We start from the raw sequence: 20,883 nt of genomic DNA on the forward strand, positions 1-20,883 counted from the left end.
CAGGGATCACTTAGCGCGCAGTCGATCGCGGTTCCGCGCCAGCCAATAAGCAAGAGTTAGAAGCGGCAGATCCTTGAAAACATGAGCATCTACCATGTTGATGAATTCATCAAACGGCAGAATTCTGCTGCGGATATCCTCACCTTCCGAAGCGAGGCCACCGCTTTCAACCGTACTAGTCAGATCCCCAAGACCGACATAGAGATAAACATATTCTGTTGACGATCCGCTGGATGAATAGGCACCACCTGCATATTCCAGTTGGCATAGTGAAATCTGCGCTTCTTCCATGGCCTCGCGGGTGGCCGCCTGCTGAGGTGTTTCGCCCGGATCGATCATGCCAGCCACAGGCTCCCACATCCACGGCTCGGGGTCGTCGATCAGGAACACGGGCGCACGGAATTGCTCTACCAGCAACACCGTATCGCGCACCGGATCATAAGGCAGGACGATCACTGCAGACCCCTGCATCAACCCGCTGCGATGCAGCACCGGGCTCAGGGCGCCGTCATACTGACGATGCTGCAGTTCAATTTCATCCATCCCAAAATAATTTATATAGGCGTGCTTGCGGTCATGAACGATCACGTCATCCGCAACGCTCCGCTCATCCCCCGTTCCACGTTGTCTTGCTGCTAATCTGGCCCAGGCGCGTGTTCTTATGGCTGGAAAGCTGCGCACGATGTCCGAGGCATCGACTCTTCCGTAATGGGCCATCACCTCGTCTGCTGCGAATACCGAAAGCGCACCCCAATCCCTGATCCAGGTTTCAAGATCCCACGGTGCGCCTTTTTTCCAAATGTCAGTATCCGGAAAGAACACCAAGGCCTGATGTTCTTTTCCATCCTCAGTCACGATTGTCTCCTGGCGCAGTTCATATTCGAAACCGCCTTCATAGAAGGCCAATCGACTACGCTCAACGTCACCTAGGCCCTGCACCAGAACGCCACTGGCCTTACTGCCCTTTTCGGTGACAATCATTGGAAAGGGTTGATCTTGAACCGCGTATACGGCGTGATCCGGCAAAACAGCCTGCATCGCCGATAAATCGCCTGCGCTGCGACCCATGACGAGTTCCAGCAAAGAGACATGGCGCAAAGTGCCATAGAAAAACAGATTGGACAAAGCAGAGGCCCCAAATTGGCAGATCAGATTTAACGCCAGCGGCGAAAGGCAATTTCGGTAAGTATCCCGCTGAGAACAGCACCAAAACCCAGCGTAAGCAGGATTTCCGGTGCCAGAAGCTGTTCACCATAGCCAATCCCGATCTGAAAGATGGCAAGCAGAGCCTCAAACGGACCACCAAACCGATGGCGCATCGCCTGACTGAACATCTCGTAGGTGCCCTGAACGAACAGCCCCCAGAACACCAGCGCCGCAACACCGGTCAAACCGTTGTTGACGGCCGCGGTCCAGCCACGGCCAGCACGTTTACCCATGACGACCCAGCCGCAGATCCAACCCAGGATTATGTTCACGTAGGTGAAATAACCATAGTCTTTACCCTCTTCCCCGTTGTCGATGATCATGCCCGACACAAGGAACGCGATCACCAGCAGACACAACGCGGCGGTGAGACGTGAGGCTGTAGGCATCCGATTTTTCCGTTCTTCAACTGGGTTTGGCTATCGTGATCTGTGTCACATCACAATTACCGGTGTCAAAGGCTGCGCCACATGCGGTCAAATAATAATTCCACATGCGGCGAAAACGCTCATCAAACCCCATCTCCGATATCTGATCCCACTTGGCATTGAAGGTCTCGTACCAGCGCCGCAGGGTCAGATCGTAGCTTTTGCCAAACTCTTTTGAGCGTACAACGGTCAACCCCGCCTGATCGATCTGATCTCTAAGGATAGACGGTGCTGGCAACATCCCGCCGGGAAAGATGTATTTCTGAATGAAATCAACGCCGTTCTTGTAAATATCCCAACGATGATCCGCGACCGTGATGATCTGCAAAGTGGCATGGGCACCCGGCTTCAACCGATCACGGACCGTGTTGAAATATGCGGGCCAATATTTCTGACCGACCGCCTCGAACATCTCGATCGAGGCAATTCCATCATATTGACCCTGCTCATCGCGGTAGTCCTGTAGTTTGAACTCCACCAGATCAGAAAGCCCTGCTTTTTCAATTCGCTCTCTAGCAAACTTCAACTGCTCTTGGCTAATGGTCAGCCCGGTGACGCGCAACCCACGCTCTTTCGCGGCATATTCGGCGAACCCACCCCAGCCGCACCCGATCTCAAGGATATGATCCCCCGGTTTGGCCCCCATTTCATCCACCAGGCTGGCATATTTCGCAGTTTGCGCCTTTTCGAGGCTTTCCTGACCCGTTTCAAATATGGCGCTGGAATAGGTCATCGTGTCATCCAGCCACAGGCCATAGAAGTCATTGCCGAGATCATAGTGATACGAGATGTTCTTTTTCGCCTGCGACCGGTTGTTACGATGCAACCAGAACCGCAGTCTTTCATAGGCTCGCACAAGAAACTGTCCGGTAAAATCATCGTAGACCGTTTCAGTTCCCAGATGCACGAGGTCCATGAAACTGCGTAGGTCCGGTGTGCTCCAATCGCCTTCAAGGTAGCCGTCCGAGAAGCCCAGCTCTCCCTCGCGAACCAGCCGGGAAAAGACGTCGGGGTCGTGGATGTCCACATGTGCCACGGGGCCTGGTTGGGGCGCATCCGCGCGGAAAATGCGTCCGTCTGGCAGCGCGATGTCAAGTCGGCCGCGCTCCATCCTCTTCAGCATCTTGAAGACTTGTGTAAAATATCTCGGCAGGTTTTCCTGCCCTTCGGTGCTCGTCAGGAACATCCGCTCTCCCCTCTGCGGTTGCGGGTCAAAGCTAGGACGGGATTCGGTTTCTGGCAAGTTTTCAGTTCCTTACTGGTCTTTTCCGGCATTATACGCGCCCAACGCACGGGCGCGGCCTTCCTTCAGCCCCACCACCGGTGCGGGATACATCTGGTCACGAGAAAGCCCCCATGATCGCGGCACGGCATCAAAATAGGCCAGCGCGGTCGATGGCGGCTCGGATTGGCCCTCGGCAATCCAGCGACGCACATAACCTGAGTTTGGATCAAACCGCTCGCGCTGTGTGTCGGGATTGAAGATACGGAAATACGGTGCGGCATCAGGGCCGCAACCGGCCACCCATTGCCATCCCATCGCATTTGCAGCTGGGTCCCAGTCGATCAGGCAATCCCCGAACCAGTCGGCGCCGATTTTCCAATGCGTCATCAGATGCTTTGTCAGATAACTCGCGACAATCATCCGCGCTCGGTTGTGCATGCGTCCGGTGACATACATTTGTCTTAGACCGGCATCGACAAGCGGAATTCCGGTTCTTCCCTGACGCCACGCGCGCACTTCGGGCGTGTCGGGATCAGTATTCCAAGGGAATGCGTCCCATTCAGGCTTCCAATTGGCACTCAGAAGATGCGGCCAGTGGTACATTAAGTGATATGCGAACTCACGCCACACAAGCTGACGCAGATAGCCTTCACCACCATGCGCCCCGGTTTGGTCGGCGATTTGCACTCGATGCCAGATTGTACGCGGCCCGATCTCGCCCAGAGCAAGGTATTCTGAAAGATCAGAGGTTCCAGATTGATCCAGTTGGTCCCGCTGTTCGCGATACTGATCAATACGTTCTAGAAACGCATCCAACTGGTCCAGCGCCGCATTTTCGCCCGGGTGGACAAACGGGCGGACCACTGCGGCCCCGCGCTGCATATCCCGATCCAGTCGCCAATCAGACAATTGATCGGACGCAGGCCAGGTTTTCGGCGTCATAAGCCGCGTGGGCACGGGCTCGGGCAAAGAGACTTCGCGCCCCTGCACTGATCGCCACATCGGAGTGAAGACCCGAAACGGCTGGCCGGTTTTGGTGGCGATCGTCCAAGGCTCAAACAGAAGTTGGCCAGCAAAAGACTGTGCCTGGATACCCTGTTCGGTCAAAGCGGCCTTGATCTGGGTATCCCTGTTGATCGCCTCCGGATCATAAGCCCGCGTCCAGAATACGGAGCCTGCCCCAGTTTCTCTGACCAGTTCACAAAGAACATCCAGTGCTTGACCCTGGCGCAGTATCAACTTGCTGCCAAGCTGCTCAAGCCTGCCGGCAAAAGCGTCAAGGCCCAGACCAAGGCGCCATTTCGGCGCGGCACCCAAAGTCTGAACCTGATGATCGAGAACAAATACGGGCACGATGGGTCGACCTGATTGCACCGCCGCGCTCAGCGCCGGATGATCTCCTAACCGAAGATCGCGCCTGAACCACAAAATGATCGGAGAATGATCAAAATTCATGTCCGCCCCATGTTTTCTTCGAACTACGAAGCGCCGCAGAAACTGGATCACAAAACGCGGTCAAGCGCCTCCAAAAGCTGATCAATTTCCTGTCGACTGGTGTAGTGTGTAAAGCTAAGGCGCAAGACCCCTTGTTCTGCGTCAACGCCCATCGCTTGCAACGGGCGATGTGCGTAGAAATCACCGCCACCTGCCATGATACCGTGTTTGGAAAGCTCGGCAGCAACAGGCTCGGCCTTCTTATTCAGACTTAACGCTACCGTCGGTGCACGCCGGCTGGCATCAGACGGTCCGATGAGGCGCAGAGCGTTCCGGTCTTTGACCGCGTCCAGCAGAGGTTGCAATAAAGTGACCTCGTGTTCCCGCATCAGATCATGCACAAAGGACCCCCTTGCCGAAGCTCCTGTTTCCGGTCCTCCATGATGGGCACAAAGCAGGTCCACATAGTCCGCCATGCCTGCGCTGGCCGCGATCTGAGCATGGTCAGGCCCGGCTGGTGTGAACCGCTTAAAAAGAGTGTCGCCGTTAAAATAATGCGCTTGGTTGGGCAGCAATTCACCCAAAGCTCGTCGAATAACCATGCAACCCTGATGCGGGCCATAGGTTTTGTAGGCGGAAAACAGATAGATATCAGGGCCCAGATCACCGACATTGGGGAACCCGTGCGGTGCGTAAGAAACCCCGTCGACACAGGCAAAAGCACCCGCAGCATGGGCGATCGCGGTGATTTCCGTGACCGGGTTGATTTCCCCAACGACATTCGAGCAATGCGGAAAGCACACCAGCCGCACTTTCTCGTCCAGCAAATTCTCCAAATCTTGCGGGTTCAAAGACCCACTCTCCGGATCAATCTTCCATTCCCGAATTTCGATCCCCTCATCGGCCAATCGCCGCCAGGGCCCCGAGTTTGCTTCGTGGTCCTGATTGGTCACGACAATCGCTTCGCCCGGCTGCATCCACTGCCGGAATGCCTGAGCCAGTACATAGGTGTTCTGCGTCGTCGAAGGGCCAAAGCTCAGCTCATCTGTTTCCACCCCCAATATCGCGGCAAGTCGCGCTCGTGCTTCGTCCATTTCCGCGCCACCCGCACGGCTCGCCTCATAGGGCGCGTAGGGCTGAACCTTTCGCTGGGTGTAGAACCGGCTCAACCGAACAAGCACAGGTTTGCAGGTATAGGATCCACCTGCATTCTCAAAAAAGGCCTGTCCCTGAAGGCTGGGTTCCGAAAAGGCCGGGAACTGTGCCCGAACGAATTCAATATCAAGAGCGCCCATCGCATCTCTCTCCCTTATCATGCACTACAGTCCGGGTTGTTGCCAGCGCAAAGTCCGGACATCCCCGAAAACAAGGCAGGTCTTCCAGCCCAGCCGCAGGTCCTTGGAACGGGTAAGGATCGACGGCAGCCCCCATGATGGCCCCATCACCACCAGCGGACCCGGCCAGATAGCCAGAGGCAGAAGGTTGGGTCAAGTGATTGCGTTAATGGTATTTTTTGCCGCCACGCAATGCGTGCACTGACGACGTCATTGGCTCACGCCGGGCTCAGTTTCTTTTAAGTACGAAAATGCCGGGCAGAGATGCCCGGCTCAGTGTTGTTCAAATCAGCATTAGCCCTGAACTTTGGTATAAGTCCCCTCACCCGCCAGGATGCCGCGGAACCCGCCGGGTTCATCCAGACCGAAGACGATCAGTGGCAGATTGTTGTCGCGCGCCAATGCAATGGCCGATGCGTCCATCACGCGCAGCCGCTTGGCCAAAACATCGTCATAAGAAACCTGATCATAGCGCACTGCATCCGCGTGCACCTTGGGGTCTTTGTCATATACGCCATCCACACCGTTCTTGCCCATGAAGATCGCCTGACACGCCATTTCGTTAGCACGCAGAGTCGCAGCGGTATCGGTGGTGAAATAGGGGTTCCCGGTTCCTGCGGCAAAGATGCAAACCCGCTTTTTCTCAAGGTGACGAACAGCACGGCGGCGAATGTAAGGCTCGCACACCTCATCCATCCGAATGGCCGAAATTACACGTGTAAAGACCCCTACCCCCTCCAGAGCGGATTGCATCGCCAGCGCGTTCATGACAGTCGCCAGCATGCCCATGTAGTCGGCTGTCGTACGCTCCATCCCCTGCGCAGATCCAGACAGACCACGGAAGATATTGCCACCCCCGATGACCATGCAAATCTCAACACCAAGATCATGAACCGATTTGACCTCTTGCGCGATGCGCTGAACGGTGGGCGGATGCAGTCCGAATCCCTGATCTCCCATCAGCGCCTCGCCGGAAATCTTCAACATGACACGGTCATATGTTGTTTTTGGGGTCTCGGTGGTCTCGACGGAAGGGGAAAGGCTCATGTTGCGCTCCGGGCTGGCACGGGGTTATTTTCCGGCGCAAAATGAAGCAAAACCTCCGCAGGTTCAATGCGGATAGTCAGGAACGGGGCAACCAGTCATGGCCGACAACTCTGAGAACCGGCTTTTGGCGCAATTGCCGTCGATTCCCGATGACAAACCTGTATTGATCGCCGGGCCCACTGCCTCGGGCAAATCGGCGCTGGCGCTGTTGATCGCCGAGCGTTTCGGAGGCGTGATTGTCAACGCCGATGCCAGTCAAATCTATGACTGCTGGCGTATTATCTCGGCCCGACCCTCGCCCGAGGATGAGGCCCGCGCACAGCACCGTTTGTATGGGCATGTTGCCTATGACCAGACCTATTCGACTGGTCATTGGCTGCGAGAGGTCACGCCGATGCTGTCGCAACGCCCTCGTCCGATAATCGTCGGAGGGACCGGTCTGTATTTCACAGCTCTGACCGAGGGGATGGCCGATATCCCTGCAACCCCGCCGGAAATCCGGGAACACGCGGATAAGTTGCCGTTGCAAGAACTGATCGCGGGTTTGGACGGTCTGACCCTGCAGAGGATCGACACCCAAAACCGCGCGCGTGTTCAGCGCGCCTGGGAGGTTCAGAACGCAACCGGGCGATCCCTTTCGGATTGGCAGGCTGACACACCCGCCCCGATACTGGATATTCAAAACACGGTACCGATTGTTTTCGACGCCAGAAAAGACTGGCTGCTGGATCGCATCAACCGACGGTTCGACCTGATGTTGGACCAAGGAGCTATAGAGGAAGTGGAGGCCATGCGCGATCGCTATGACCCCTCTTTTCCCGCCTGTAAAGCGATCGGCGTTCCGGAGCTAATGGGCTACCTGGACGGCCGCATGACACTGGATGAGGCGCGCGAAAAAGCGACGATCGCGACACGTCAGTTTGCCAAGCGCCAACGCACATGGTTCCGTGCGCGCATGAAGTTCTGGCATCACCTTGACGCTGCGTGTTGAAGGCTGCAGTCGCCGGAGACGATAAAGCCTAATATAACAACGCTTTAATCAGCACTATGGTGAGGGATAGATATGTATCCATCTATCCGTCACAACGCGACTCGGTTCCTTTCACATTGAAACTTTCCGAACCTCACTTTCTGCCCGGATGTCGTTTTTGTACCATCTATGACGATTTCCAACATTGACGCAGGGAAAAAACTGGTGCCGAATGCGGCTATGGGGATGTTGATAAATCGTAAATCCAAGCCCGTGGCCCTACCAACCGAGACCAAACGGTCCCTGTAGTGCCCGGCTCTATCAATCAGAAACACGAAATCTAAAAAAATTATGTGTCACAGGGAGACATCTATGGAAAACCAGACAATCAACGGAAAGCCGATGCATTGGGCGGCAGAGATGCACGCCAAGGAATATCGTGAGGGCAATCTGAGCCGTCGTGAATTTCTGGCCCGTGTAACCGCGCTGGGCGTTGCCGTACCGACCGCATATGGCATGATTGGCCTGCAGTCACCGGCAGCCGCTGCCGAACCTCAGCGTGGCGGCACCATCCGCTATCAAATGGAAGTGCGCGCACTGAAAGACCCGCGCACATATGACTGGACGCAGATCGCAACCTTCACGGCTGGCTGGCTGGAATATCTTGTCGAATACAATAATGACGGCTCGTTCAAACCCATGCTGCTGGAAAGCTGGGAAGCCAATGATGACGCCACTGAATACACGCTGAACGTCCGCAAAGGTGTGAAGTGGAACAATGGTGACGATTTCACTGCCGAAGACGTAGCTCGCAATATCGAAGGTTGGTGCGACGGGTCTCTGGAAGGGAACTCGATGGCCTCGCGCATGGCCTCACTGATGGATGAGAGCACTCAGAAAGCCGCAGATGGCGCCATCACCGTTGTCGACTCGCATACAGTCAAGCTGAAGTGCAACGCGCCGGATATCACGATCATCCCCGGCATGGCAGATTATCCGGGTGCAATCGTACACAGCAGCTTTGATGCAAATGATATGCTGTCCAACCCAGTTGGTACGGGTTTCATGATGCCCGAAAGCCATGAGGTCGGCGTGAAGGGCGTACTGGTCCGCAACGAAGGCTTTGATTGGTGGGGCTACGAAGCTGGTAAAGGCGGCTATATCGACCGGATCGAATTCATCGATTATGGCACTGACCCTGCTGCTTTCCTGGCCGCCTATGAGGCCGAAGAGATCGATATGAACTGGGAATCGGTTGGCGAGTTTGTCGACATCTTTGACAGTATTGGCCTTGTCCGCTCGGAAATCCCATCGGGCTTTACCATTGTCATTCGCCCCAACCAGCTGGCTGAAGACGCCGATGGCAACAAAATCTATGGCGATAAGAGGGTCCGTCAGGCCCTTGCCATGGCAGTTGACAACGCCGTCTGCCTTGAACTTGGCATGTCCGGCTACGGCATCACTGCCGACAACTGTCATGTCGGCCCGATGCACCCCGAGTACGACTCGGCTGTGACGCGTATCCCTTACGATCCGGCAGGCGCAAAGGCGCTGATGGACGAAGCGGGTATGGGCGATTTCGAGCACGAAGTGCAGTCGATCGACGATGACTGGCGTCGCAATACCACGGCTGCGGTAGTGGCTCAGTTGAACGATGCGGGCATCAAGGCAAAGCACACGGTTCTGCCCGGTTCGACATTCTGGAACGACTGGACCAAGTACCCGTATTCCTCGACCAACTGGAACCACCGCCCGCTGGGCACGCAGGTTCTGGCACTGGCGTATAAGTCGGGTGTCGCTTGGAATGAATCTGGTTTTGCTAACGAAGAGTTCGACAAGCTGCTGGCCGAGGCGAACTCGATCGCGGATGTCGATATGCGCCGTGAGGTGATGGCGAAGCTGCAGACGATCATGATCGACGAAGGCGTGGTCATCCAGCCCTATTGGCGGACCGCGATGCGTCACCACCGCGACAATATGGTCGGTGTCGAAAAGCACATTGCGGACCTGCCGCAGCTTTATAAGTTCGGCCTGACTTCCTAAGCCGAAACCTACAAGGGCCGCGCCGAACTGGCGCGGCCCTTCGTCCTCAATACGGCGACCAGAATAATAGCAACGCGTGGGGCGAAATGCCTGTCACGCCAGCCGATCAACAGGGGCTAACATGGGACTTTTCATTCTAAGGCGTGTGGGGATTATGCTGCTTACAGCGTTGTGCCTGACATTCCTGGTCTTCTTCCTTACCAATCTCTATCCGAACCTGGAAAAACTTGCGAAGACGCAGGGCAATTTCCGGATGTCTGATGAACAGGTCGAAAGCTATCTAGAGAAAAACGGCTACCTCCAGTCCACGCCGATCAAATACGGTGAATGGCTGGGTGTCCTGCCCTCGTTCCGACACACGAATGAGGACGGTACCGTTCAGGGCAGATGTATCCTGCCAGGCAAAACTGCCGAGGAATCTCCGAATTTCTGCGGTATCCTGCAGGGGTACTGGGGATATTCAACTGTCTTCAAGGAAGAGGTCTCTACCGTTGTTGGCAACCGGCTGGCACTGACCGGACGGCTGATGTTCTGGGTGATGCTGCTGATGGTCCCTTCGGCACTCATTCTGGGCATCCTGGCCGGGATGAAGGAAGGTTCGGCCACTGACCGGACGCTTTCAACCTTTGCCATCACGACGACGGCGACGCCAGAATACGTCTCGGGCGTTATCTTCATAGCGATCTTCACATCCTCCGCCGTCGGGTTGAAATGGTTCAAAGGCACCGCCACGCAAGCGATGGAGAACCCGACGTTCGAGAACTTCTTCCTACCAGTTCTGACCATCGCGCTTTACGGGATGGGCTATATCGCCCGGATGACCCGCGCCTCAATGACCGAGGTGATGACGGCGCAATACATCAGGACGGCGCGTCTGAAAGGCGTGTCATTCCCGAATATCGTCATGAAACACGCGCTGCGCAACGCGCTTATCGCGCCCTTTACTGTCATTATGCTGCAGTTCCCATGGCTGCTGAATGGTGTCGTGATCGTCGAGACCCTGTTCAACTACAAGGGTTTTGGCTGGGCGCTTGTACAGGCGGCGGGCAACAATGACATACAGCTTCTGCTGGCGATCTCGGTCGTGTCGGTCTTTGTGGTGCTGGTGACGCAGCTGATCTCGGATATCGGCTATGTCTACCTCAACCCGCGCATCCGCATTTCGTAAGGAGGGATAGATCATGGAACCACTTACCTGGACCGGCTCTATCGCCTTCCTGAACCCGCTGTTGATGCTTGCGTTGGGACTGATGCTTTTGTCCATCGTTGTCTGGATGCTGGCAAGTATCGTGCTGCCCGAAGATCAGATGATTGTGAATGCCGATGGGACGCTCAGTTCGAGCTCTGGCCTGAGAATCCTGATACAATCGGCGCTGCGATATAGCTTTCTGGCAAGTGTGGGAATTGCGGTGGCGTACATTGTCCTTGGCATCCTGATGGGGACCAGTGCTGGCATCATCGGCGCAATCTCTCAGCAGTTTCTGCCCGTCTGGCTGTCGCTGATCATCCTTTATGCGATGTCGATTGCGTTCAAGCGCAAGCTGGGCCTATACGGCAAGCTGTTCGACAGCCCCATTGGTATGATCGGCTTTGGCCTTGTGATGTTCTGGGTGTTCACCGGCATATTTGGCGCACTCGATCTGATCGTAACCCACGATCCGCTGTCGCAGGTCTCAGGCATGAAGAACAAGGTGCCGGGCACCCCGCTTCCCAATCTGGAGGACGGTCAATACGCTTGGTATTTGCTGGGTGGAGATAACCTCGCGCGCGACGTCTTTAGCCGTATGGTTAAAGGTGCCTGGATCGTCGTGCAGATCGCGCCGCTGGCGACGATGTTTGCCTTCATGGTTGGTATCACTCTGGGTTTACCCGCAGGCTACTATGGCGGGCGTCTGGATACGCTCCTGTCATTCCTCGCGAACCTGATCCTGGCCTTTCCCGTGATCTTGCTGTTCTACCTTTTGGTCACGCCCGAGATCGTAGCGACCGGCGTGCCGAACTATATGGCCGCGATCCTGTTCGTGTTCCCGATCATCTTCCTCGGCGTTCTGCTGAATTCGCGTTTCTATACGCGTCCCAGTTTTCGAACGCCTTTGTTGATCGGGGTTCTGGGTGTTGCGCTCTGGCTCTACCTGTCGCTGATTTCGACCGGTGGCTACATCATCAACACCGACAGCTACCGCATCTGGGGTCTCCCGACCTACCTTGATCTGTTCGATATTCCAGGCGGTATTCTGGTGGTGTTCGTCTCGGTGGTCTTCGTGAACTCACCGACCGTGTTCCGCATCGTGCGCGGACTGGCGCTGGACATCAAAACTCGCGACTATGTGGCTGCGGCCCAAACGCGCGGCGAGGGTCCATGGTACATCATGCTGTGGGAAATCCTGCCCAACGCGCGTGGTCCGCTGATCGTCGATTTCTGCCTGCGCATCGGCTACACGACCATCCTGCTTGGAACCTTGGGTTTCTTTGGGCTGGGGCTGCCACCGGAAAGCCCGGACTGGGGCTCGACGATCAACGAGGGGCGCAAGCTTCTGTCGATCTATCTACATCCCGCACTGCCGCCCGCGCTGGCATTGCTGTCGCTGGTTCTTGGCTTGAACCTGCTGGCGGATGGTCTGCGCGAAGAAAGTCTGAAGGACTGATTGTGATCGAGGCCGGGGGCTCTGCCCCCGGACCCCCGAGATATTTTTAGCCAGATGAAGGGGAACCCCCGGACTCTCGCGAGGAGTAATAAGATGAACAAACTGGCGGATTATGACGGGCCAATCCTGGAGATCGACAAGCTTTCGATTTCCTTCTTTACCCGCCTTCGTGAGATCCCTGCCGTGATGGATTTCTCGGTCAGTGTGCAACCCGGCGAAGCCGTCGGTTTGGTGGGTGAATCAGGTTGTGGGAAATCTACCGTGGCGCTGGGTGTCATGCAGGATTTGGGCAAGAATGGCCGCATCGTCGGTGGCTCGATCAAGTTCAAAGGGCGTGATCTGGGTGAAATGACCACCGAAGAGCTGCGCGACATACGTGGCAATGAAATCGCGATGATCTATCAGGAGCCGATGGCCTCGCTGAATCCGGCGATGAAGATCGGCAAACAGCTGATGGAAGTGCCAATGATTCATGAGGGCGTTGGTGCCGAAGAGGCCTATGCTCGTGCGTTGGAAGTGGTCACCGATGTACGCCTGCCCGACCCTGAGCGGATGCTGAACTCGTTCCCGCATCAGCTGTCAGGCGGTCAGCAGCAGCGGATCGTGATTGCGATGGCGCTGATGTCGAAACCTGCCTTGTTGATCTTGGATGAGCCAACAACCGCTCTGGACGTGACGGTCGAGGCCGCCGTGGTCGAGTTGGTCAAGGATCTGGGCAAGAAATACGGCACCTCGATGCTGTTCATTTCGCACAATCTGGGTCTGGTGCTGGAAACCTGCGACCGGCTGTGTGTGATGTATTCAGGTGAGGCCGTCGAGCGTGGCTCGATCAAGGATGTATTCGACGAAATGCAGCACCCGTATACGCAGGCGCTGTTCCGCTCGATCCCGCTGCCGGGGGCAGATAAGAACTCGCGCCCGCTGGTTGCCATCCCGGGGAACTTTCCCCTGCCCCATGAGCGCCCCCCAGGCTGTAATTTTGGCCCGCGCTGTGACTATTTCGAAGAAGGTCGCTGTGACGCAAAAGACATTCTGATGGAGGCGGTGCCGGGCAATGACCGCCATCATACGCGGTGTCTGAAATTCCAGGAAATCGACTGGAACGCACCGATCACAGTAGGTGAGCAGAAAGAGAAAGGCGAGATTGGCCGGACTGTTCTGAAAATGGATAACCTCAAGAAATACTATGAGGTGGCTGCGAATGCATTGTTCGGCGGTGGTGAAACCAAAGTGGTCAAGGCCAATGAGACGCTAAGCTTTGAAGCGCATGAATCCGAGACGCTTGCCATTGTCGGCGAATCCGGTTGCGGCAAATCCACTTTTGCGAAGGTTTTGATGGGGCTAGAAACAGCCACCGACGGGCAGATCCTGCTGGACAATCGCAATATCGAGGACGTGCCCATCGAAGAACGCGACGCCAAGACCGTTGGCGAAGTGCAGATGGTGTTTCAGAACCCGTTCGACACGCTGAACCCGTCGATGACCGTAGGCCGTCAAATCATCCGGGCGCTGGAAATCTTTGGCGTCGGTGACTCCGAGGCCGATCGCAAGAAGCGGATGCTGGAACTGCTGGATCTCGTGAAATTGCCCCGCGCCTTCGCGGACAGGATGCCACGCCAGCTATCAGGCGGTCAGAAGCAGCGCGTCGGTATCGCCCGCGCCTTTGCCGGTGATGCACGGATCGTGGTTGCGGATGAACCGGTGTCGGCACTGGACGTATCTGTACAAGCTGCCGTTACGGACCTGTTGATGGAGATTCAGCGCGAGCACAAAACCACGCTGCTGTTCATCAGTCACGACCTTTCAATCGTGCGCTATCTCAGTGACCGTGTGATGGTGATGTATCTGGGGCATGTGGTTGAACTGGGCACCACCGATCAGGTCTTTAGCCCACCCTATCATCCCTACACTGAGGCATTGCTAAGTGCGGTTCCAATCGCGGACACATCGATCGAAAAACAGCACATCGTGCTTGAGGGCGATATCCCCTCGGCCATGAACCCGCCGCCGGGTTGCCCGTTCCAAACACGCTGTCGCTGGAAATCAGAAGTGCCGGATGGGCGATGCGAATCCCATGTGCCTCCGGTGCAAACACTTGCGGATGGTCATCAGGTGAAATGTCACCTTGCCGAAGACATTCTGGCCAAAATGGAGCCGGTTATCAAAATTGCGGCCGAATAAATCCGCGCGAACGAAAGAAAAGGGCCGGTCAAAGACCGGCCCTTTCAATTTGCGTCACGTTTTTTGGGGAGACAGGCGACGCAGGTCGTGGGTGAGTGGCAGTTTCTGATCGTAATCAGCCCGTCATCACGTTGTTGCCGAAGTGCATGAACTCCTGATTCATACCCGCCACATCTCCGGCTTCCAGTTTTAGACTGGCGCTGTCGAGCATCTTGTAACTCTGCTGGCTTTTTACCCAATCGTCTGCGGTCTGCAGCGTCGTAAGCGTGTATGACGTAACATCATTGAGGTAATGCGTCGGGATGATGATCTTGGGCTTGAGCTTGGCGACAATATCGTTGCCCTGATCGAAGCTAAGGATGTGTTCCGATCCGTCGACGGGCAAAGTCAGCACGTCTACCTGTCCTATAGCATCCCAGAACTCCTGAGGCGGATTGTGGCGGTTGTCGCCCCAGATCAAGGTGCGAATGCCTCCGGTTTCGACAAGGTAGACCACCATATCCATATGTCCGACGTTGTTGGGCGGACAAGCTTCCGCGCCAAACTCGGCCAAGGCGTTGGTCCATTCGTACCAACCCGGCGCAACGCAGGCATGTTTGTCAGCAAAACCTGTGATCTTAAGATCAGCAAATTCAAAATTGCCCGCCATCCTGTCTAAAACCATTGTGGAACTTGGCCGCTCGATAGCGTCATGGTCAAAATGAGCATGAGTGGACATAGTGATATCAACTGGGATCTGCGGGAACTCGTTGCGGAACCACAGGCCCCATGCGCCGGAGGGATCATCGCGCCAAGGATCAAACAACACGGTCGCTCCGTTTGGAGAGGTGATTTTAATCGCGCAGTGACCGTAATAATCTATTCCAACCGCTCCCGTGCTTGCCTGACCAGTCGAGCCCTGTAGATCGATTACGTGGTTATTATTGCCAGGCTGCAGCCAGGCCTGCGATTGCGCCTCGGCCGGTTTGCTACCCAACAGTGAGGCCCCTGCACCGACGCCGGCGGCCCCGGCAGCCATAAAGAACGACCGACGCGACAGACCACTTGCCAATGTGTCGCGTTCTCCGTTTAGAATTGTGGGTTTCAGATCTTTGCGATCCATTTTTATCCTCCCGAGTTGAAAAGGCCCGGCTTGGTCCGCACCCTTGCGACCAGCCTAGCGCGCGTGGCACAGGTTGCTCAGATCAGAAAAATCGGGGGGGAATATGGGGGAAATCCCCATATTCAGAAATCACGAAATCGACAAAAGATGGCTTCGCAAGTTCTGATCACGGCCTTCGAGGCCAAGTTTTCGACGAATATTGTTACGATGAAAATCAATTGTAGAAGTTTCGCGCGACAGCGCCCGGGCGATATCTTTCGTGGTTTTGCCCGACATGACCAGCTGAGCAATTTCGATCTCAGTCGGCGTCATGACCGAAAACGCATCCGATAGTTTGTCGGAAATCATTGAAGTAATCTCTTGCAGATTACGCTCGGCGAGATCCAGATAAACTTGCGAGGCGTCGCCTTCGGTCAATAGCCCGCGCAACTTGTCCAGATAAGGCAACACCAACGTGCGAACCTGATCTACGATATCCTGATCCCGGTCTTTCCGATCGTCGTCCAAACTGGTCAGCAGCACCCGTAGCGCCGTGTTTGTTTCCTGCAGCTCACGCGTCCTCGCCGCGACGCGGTGCTCCAGTTGCGCCAGAGTTTCATTCAGCTTCACTTCCAGCGCTCGGCGCAGGTAAACCTCTTGGATCAAAGCCAAATCCGATTCAACCATGCGCGCAAACTGTGCCAAACCTTCACGAAACAACAAGGCTCGGCGATTGCGGTGACGGTCCAAGACGCAGATTGTTCCGAATACCGAACCATCCGGCCACTTCAGCGGAAAACCGATATAGAAGGACATACCATGCTCCATGTCCTCATTGTCGCTCCAGGCCGGGTCACAGGTTGCGTCCTCGACAACAAATTCGCCGTCGCGTTCCAGAACGCCCTGACAATAGAGCTTGGGGTTCAGTCGAAAATTCATGCCGACCGGGTATGGGTTTTCTGGATGATCCGATGTGATCAGAACCGCATGATCCGGCGCTTCGGTCTTCATGATCAAAGTGGCGGGCACATCGGCCAGCTGCGAAACAAGGTCGACCAAACGCTGCCAGTTCGCCATTGTTTCGGGCGGTATGTTGGGTCGATCTTGGATCATCGCAATTCGCACCAGTCCGAAAAGTTATTCAATCAGACTAGGACAGCGTTTGGCGGTAGATCAAGAAACAGACACGCTGCGGCGCAGCTAGCCCCCCCAGATCACTTTTACGTAGTTCTGGGTTTCCTTGTAGGGTGGAATTCCGCCGTGCTTTTCAACTGCTTTGGGCCCTGCATTGTAAGCTGCCAGTGCAAGGCGCCAGGACTTGAACTTGCGGTATTGCCAGGAAAGATAACGCGCACCACCCTCCAGATTCTGGATCGGATCGTGCGGATTGACGCCAAGCAGCCGCGCGGTCTGGGGCATCAGTTGCGCAAGACCCAAGGCCCCTTTGTGGGATTTGGCATTCGGGTTCCACCCGCTTTCTTGTTGAACAAGTCGCAGGAAAAGTTCTTCCGGCACGTTATGTTGCCGCGCTGCTTTTCTGGCATGATCCAGATACTGGCCTCGATAGTTACCAGAGTAACGCTTGACGAATTTCCCACGCTCGGTCTTGGGTTTAAGCCGTTCAGAGCCGCGATATTGCGTAGCGGCCCGATTATCCAAAACCTTGGATTGCTTGAGGAATATCGCCTTGCGATTCTTGGTGGACAGCGTTTCTGCCTGCGTCGCGAACGACGTCAGACAAAGACCCAATACCGAGATACCGCCGACCAGAAAACGCATTAATGCCAATCCTGCACCCTCAACAACCAATCAGATTATAGTTAAATCAGCCGGAAATGAAAGCTTGGTTAAGACAGTCCTAATGTTTTCCTGCTCAGCGTTGCACGATCAATCATGTTTCAACCAAGTCGTAGCCCGTATAGGGTCAGCACCAGAATACAGCGCCAGATTCGGGCGCCATCCAGTCAGAGTAAAACGAGGGAATATATGGCGGGTTCAGTCAACAAGGTCATTCTGATCGGCAATCTCGGTGCCGACCCCGAGGTGCGGTCGTTCCAGAACGGTGGTAAGGTGTGCAACCTGCGCATCGCAACGTCAGAGACATGGAAAGACCGCAACACTGGTGAGCGTCGGGATCGAACCCAATGGCACACAGTCGCCATCTTTTCGGAACCTCTGGTTCGCGTTGCCGAGCAGTATTTGCGTAAAGGCAGCAAAGTCTATGTCGAGGGCCAGTTAGAGACCCGCAAGTGGCAGGATCAGTCGGGGCAGGATCGCTATTCGACTGAGGTTGTCCTGCGCCCTTACCGCAGCGAGCTGACTATGCTGGATGCCCGCGGTGAAGGCGGTGGCGGCGGTGGTGGCTATGGCGGTGGTCAGGCCGGAGGAGGCTATGGTGATCCCTATGGCGGCCAGTCCAGCGCCCCTGCCCCTGCATCCGGCGGCATCGATGACGACGAGATTCCGTTCTAAACCAAACGGAGAAACAACATGGCATGGTCCTTCTCACTTGGCCGATTGCTCGGCTCGGAACTGAGGGTCCATGTCACCTTCTTCCTGCTGCTCGCCTGGGTTGGTTTTGCAGCGTATTCCAGCGGCGGTTGGCCCGCTGCGCTCAACAACATCCTGTTCGTTCTGGCTTTGTTTGCTTGTGTCGTGGCGCATGAATTCGGTCACGCGCTCATGGCAAGGCGATACGGGATTCGCACCCCTGATATCACTTTGCTGCCAATCGGTGGACTGGCACGTCTTGAGCGGATGCCAGAAAAACCGATGCAGGAGGTTTGGGTCGCCTTAGCAGGCCCGGCCGTAAACGTCGTCATCTGGGCCATCCTTGTGGTTTTAGGCGCGGGGATACAACTTGGATCGCTGGCCCAGATCGACTCGGCAGGCACGAACCTATTGAGCCGTCTGGCCTATGTGAATCTGCTGCTGGCGGCCTTCAACATGATCCCGGCATTTCCGATGGACGGCGGGCGTGTATTCCGCGCCTTGCTATGTATGAAGATGGAACGTACCAAGGCCACGCGGATCGCCGCCCTTGGCGGTCAGATCGTAGCGGTCGGGCTTGGCTTTCTGGGGCTGACCTCTGGCAACCCGATACTGGTTCTGATCGCCGTCTTTGTCTTCATTGCCGCGAATTCCGAAAACCAGGACGTTGCGCTACGTTCGGTTGCGCGGCGTGTTAAGGCCCGGGATGCGATGATCACCGAGTTCAAGGCATTGTCGCCCGATGATACGTTGGCGACGGCGGCTCAAGCGGTCATTCATACGACCCAGCACGAGTTTCCGGTCTTGGCCGAGGATGGCAGCCTTTTGGGTTTTGTCACCCGTGACCGACTGTTCGCAGCGTTAGCAAGCGACCATCCCCGATCCGAGCCTGCAGCGTCGATTATGGATAAGGACATACCACAAGTCGCGCTCACCAGCGGTTTGGATCAAGTTCTGAATGGCCTGCATAAAGGTGCACCCGCAATTGCTGTTTGTACCAAATCGGGACACATGGTTGGCTATATCACCCGCGAAAACATCGGCGAGCTGATGGTAATCCAGGGGCGCTGAATCTCAGCAGGCGGCCAGCGCATCATCAAGCACCGAGACCACTGTCTCGCGCGGCACTTCTGAAGTGACGAACGCCTGTCCGATGCCTCGTGCCATAATGAAACGCAACTGGCCATCCATTACCTTTTTGTCCTGCGCCATCAGATCGACCAGTGTTTCTGCATCCGGCAGTTCACCCGGAATATCGGCCAGATCAGTCTTCATGCCCATGGCGCGCAAATGCGCCCTGACACGGCTTGGATCTTCTTGCGGGCAAAGCCCCAACCGAGAAGAAGTTTCAAACGCCAGCGCACAGCCGATGGCGACACCTTCACCGTGCAGCAATCGATCAGAATAATCGGTTGCAGCCTCAAGCGCGTGGCAGAAAGTATGACCAAGATTGAGCAGCGCCCGGTCGCCCTGCTCGGTCTCGTCGCGTGCCACGATATCGGCCTTCATCTGAACCGAGCGTGTGACGGCCTGCACGCGCGCAGCCATGTCGCCGGATGCTAACAGAGGCCCGTTATCTTCAAGCCACTCAAAGAACTGGGCATCGCCCAGCAGTCCATATTTGACGACTTCGCCATATCCAGCGAGAAAGTCCCGCGCCTGTAACGTGCCCAGCACGTCCGTGTCGGCCAACACCAGTGACGGCTGGTGAAACGCTCCAATCAGGTTCTTGCCCTGTGGCGCGTTGATCCCGGTCTTGCCGCCAACCGAGCTGTCGACCTGTGCCAGCAGCGAGGTCGGTATCTGAACAAAGCGCACCCCGCGCCGCATCACTGCTGCAGCAAATCCCGCCAGATCACCGATCACACCCCCACCTAGCGCAACGACGATGTCGTTCCGTTCGACCTTCTCTGCCAGCAACCATTCTACAGCGCGCTCAAAATGCGGCCAGCTTTTGGTCGCTTCACCTGCTGGTAGCGCCAGGGCGCTCATCCCGACCCCGGCTGATGCCAAGCCATCGCGCAGGGCGTCCAGATGCATGCCCGCGACCGTTTCATCAGTCAGAACCGCGACGCGCGGGCGCTTTAACAACGGGGCAATCCGTTCCCCTGATTGCGCCAAAAGGCCGGGGCCGATCTCTACATCATAAGAACGCTCGGCCAAATCAACATGTACGGTTTGATGCATTAAATTCGTTCCAATATATCCGGGCGCGTCACCAATGCGGCAATCACCCGATCCACCATATCTTCGATTGCGGTTTCGCCATCTGAGTCAGCCACCAGATCGGCCTGTTCATAGATCGGCACCCGCGCCTCGTACAAACCGCGCAACGTTGCATACGGGTCTGCCGTACGCAGCAACGGGCGCGTGTCTTTATGTTTGACGCGATTCCACAACACGCTCAGATCGGCCCGCAACCACACAGATGCACCGCGATCTGAGATCATTTTTCGATTGCCTTCTGCCAGAAACGCGCCGCCTCCGGTCGACAGGATGCCTTTTTCTTCGTCCAGAAGCCGCCCGATGATCTGACTTTCCTTGCTGCGAAAGAACGCCTCACCATCGCGTGCAAAGATCTCGGGGATGGTCATGTTGGCCGCCGATTCGATCTCGGAATCGCTATCGAGAAAGGGAACGCCGAGCCGAGCCGCCAGAGCCCGGCCCACCGCAGTCTTTCCAGCCCCCATCATTCCGACCAAAACGACGGTTTTGTGCAGTTGAAACTGCGCCGCTGTGTCGGAACGCACCGTGTTATGCTTAATTTCGCTCATTTCGTCGTGAATGACGTGATCTTAA

At 55.9% G+C, this 20,883-nt stretch carries 19 protein-coding genes; 7 read left to right on the forward strand and 12 right to left on the reverse strand.

Translation table 11 applies throughout. The features are described 5' to 3' along the window. Window positions 1-6 precede the first annotated feature (6 nt). The 7 genes from AC2TEM_RS03005 to pyrH all read right to left on the reverse strand — a co-directional run bounded on the left by AC2TEM_RS03005 (window position 7) and on the right by pyrH (window position 6,674). Complete coding sequence (locus AC2TEM_RS03005) at window positions 7-1,125, reverse strand: NUDIX domain-containing protein (protein WP_170421267.1); 1,119 nt, start codon at window positions 1,123-1,125, stop codon at window positions 7-9. Window positions 1,126-1,154: 29 nt separating this feature from the next. After that, window positions 1,155-1,595 (reverse strand): TrgA family protein, encoded by a 441-nt coding sequence (locus AC2TEM_RS03010; RefSeq protein ID WP_170421264.1) that lies wholly within the window; start codon window positions 1,593-1,595, stop codon window positions 1,155-1,157. 16 nt (window positions 1,596-1,611) lie between these two features. Then, window positions 1,612-2,820 carry an SAM-dependent methyltransferase gene (locus tag AC2TEM_RS03015; protein ID WP_170393292.1) on the reverse strand — a complete coding sequence of 403 codons (1,209 nt, stop codon included), beginning with the start codon at window positions 2,818-2,820 and terminating at the stop codon, window positions 1,612-1,614. Window positions 2,821-2,889: 69 nt separating this feature from the next. Beyond that, the gene (locus tag AC2TEM_RS03020) at window positions 2,890-4,314 is read right to left on the reverse strand and encodes a cryptochrome/photolyase family protein (protein ID WP_170421262.1); all 1,425 of its coding nucleotides are present in this window, start codon (window positions 4,312-4,314) and stop codon (window positions 2,890-2,892) included. Window positions 4,315-4,361: 47 nt separating this feature from the next. After that, entirely contained in the window at window positions 4,362-5,588 is a 1,227-nt protein-coding gene (locus tag AC2TEM_RS03025) for an aminotransferase class V-fold PLP-dependent enzyme (RefSeq protein WP_480855978.1), read from the reverse strand. After that, complete coding sequence (locus AC2TEM_RS03030; RefSeq protein WP_170421258.1) at window positions 5,575-5,784, reverse strand: hypothetical protein; 210 nt, start codon at window positions 5,782-5,784, stop codon at window positions 5,575-5,577. Before AC2TEM_RS03030 ends, AC2TEM_RS03025 begins: the two co-directional genes overlap by 14 nt. A 137-nt stretch (window positions 5,785-5,921) precedes the next feature. Next, entirely contained in the window at window positions 5,922-6,674 is a 753-nt protein-coding gene (pyrH, locus tag AC2TEM_RS03035) for a UMP kinase (protein WP_170393296.1), read from the reverse strand. Between the two features lie 97 nt (window positions 6,675-6,771). Between pyrH and miaA the strand changes: the two genes are divergently transcribed. The 5 genes from miaA to AC2TEM_RS03060 all read left to right on the forward strand — a co-directional run bounded on the left by miaA (window position 6,772) and on the right by AC2TEM_RS03060 (window position 14,513). Then, entirely contained in the window at window positions 6,772-7,665 is an 894-nt protein-coding gene (gene miaA, locus AC2TEM_RS03040) for a tRNA (adenosine(37)-N6)-dimethylallyltransferase MiaA (protein WP_170421257.1), read from the forward strand. Window positions 7,666-8,016: 351 nt separating this feature from the next. Next, window positions 8,017-9,687: an ABC transporter substrate-binding protein gene (locus AC2TEM_RS03045; RefSeq protein ID WP_170421255.1), complete on the forward strand. Its 1,671-nt coding sequence runs from the start codon at window positions 8,017-8,019 to the stop codon at window positions 9,685-9,687. A gap of 121 nt (window positions 9,688-9,808) precedes the next feature. Beyond that, window positions 9,809-10,855, forward strand: a complete 1,047-nt coding sequence (locus tag AC2TEM_RS03050; protein WP_170393299.1) for an ABC transporter permease — start codon at window positions 9,809-9,811, stop codon at window positions 10,853-10,855. A 13-nt stretch (window positions 10,856-10,868) separates the two neighbouring features. Next, window positions 10,869-12,332, forward strand: coding sequence for an ABC transporter permease subunit (locus AC2TEM_RS03055; protein WP_170393300.1), 1,464 nt, complete (start codon window positions 10,869-10,871; stop codon window positions 12,330-12,332). 93 nt (window positions 12,333-12,425) lie between these two features. Continuing rightward, complete coding sequence (locus AC2TEM_RS03060) at window positions 12,426-14,513, forward strand: dipeptide ABC transporter ATP-binding protein (protein WP_170393301.1); 2,088 nt, start codon at window positions 12,426-12,428, stop codon at window positions 14,511-14,513. A 115-nt stretch (window positions 14,514-14,628) separates the two neighbouring features. Here the strand turns inward: AC2TEM_RS03060 and AC2TEM_RS03065 are convergent, their stop codons facing one another. The 3 genes from AC2TEM_RS03065 to AC2TEM_RS03075 form a co-directional block, all read right to left on the reverse strand. Then, window positions 14,629-15,615: an MBL fold metallo-hydrolase gene (locus tag AC2TEM_RS03065; protein WP_170421253.1), complete on the reverse strand. Its 987-nt coding sequence runs from the start codon at window positions 15,613-15,615 to the stop codon at window positions 14,629-14,631. A 129-nt stretch (window positions 15,616-15,744) separates the two neighbouring features. Further along, window positions 15,745-16,707 (reverse strand): LuxR C-terminal-related transcriptional regulator, encoded by a 963-nt coding sequence (locus tag AC2TEM_RS03070; protein ID WP_170393303.1) that lies wholly within the window; start codon window positions 16,705-16,707, stop codon window positions 15,745-15,747. Between the two features lie 87 nt (window positions 16,708-16,794). Continuing rightward, window positions 16,795-17,373, reverse strand: coding sequence for a lytic transglycosylase domain-containing protein (locus AC2TEM_RS03075; RefSeq protein ID WP_170421251.1), 579 nt, complete (start codon window positions 17,371-17,373; stop codon window positions 16,795-16,797). Between the two features lie 207 nt (window positions 17,374-17,580). On the opposite strand from AC2TEM_RS03075, the gene ssb reads away from it, so the two are divergent. Together ssb and AC2TEM_RS03085 are read left to right on the forward strand one after the other, a co-directional pair. Beyond that, the gene (gene ssb, locus AC2TEM_RS03080; RefSeq protein WP_170393305.1) at window positions 17,581-18,066 is read left to right on the forward strand and encodes a single-stranded DNA-binding protein; all 486 of its coding nucleotides are present in this window, start codon (window positions 17,581-17,583) and stop codon (window positions 18,064-18,066) included. A gap of 18 nt (window positions 18,067-18,084) precedes the next feature. Then, window positions 18,085-19,155 carry a site-2 protease family protein gene (locus tag AC2TEM_RS03085; protein ID WP_480855979.1) on the forward strand — a complete coding sequence of 357 codons (1,071 nt, stop codon included), beginning with the start codon at window positions 18,085-18,087 and terminating at the stop codon, window positions 19,153-19,155. A gap of 3 nt (window positions 19,156-19,158) precedes the next feature. Here the strand turns inward: AC2TEM_RS03085 and aroB are convergent, their stop codons facing one another. Together aroB and AC2TEM_RS03095 are read right to left on the reverse strand one after the other, a co-directional pair. Then, window positions 19,159-20,271, reverse strand: a complete 1,113-nt coding sequence (aroB, locus tag AC2TEM_RS03090; protein WP_170421249.1) for a 3-dehydroquinate synthase — start codon at window positions 20,269-20,271, stop codon at window positions 19,159-19,161. Then, window positions 20,271-20,858, reverse strand: coding sequence for a shikimate kinase (locus tag AC2TEM_RS03095; protein ID WP_170421247.1), 588 nt, complete (start codon window positions 20,856-20,858; stop codon window positions 20,271-20,273). Before AC2TEM_RS03095 ends, aroB begins: the two co-directional genes overlap by 1 nt. Between the last annotated feature and the right edge of the window lie 25 nt (window positions 20,859-20,883).

It is taken from the genome of Ruegeria sp. HKCCD3925, from assembly GCF_057221175.1.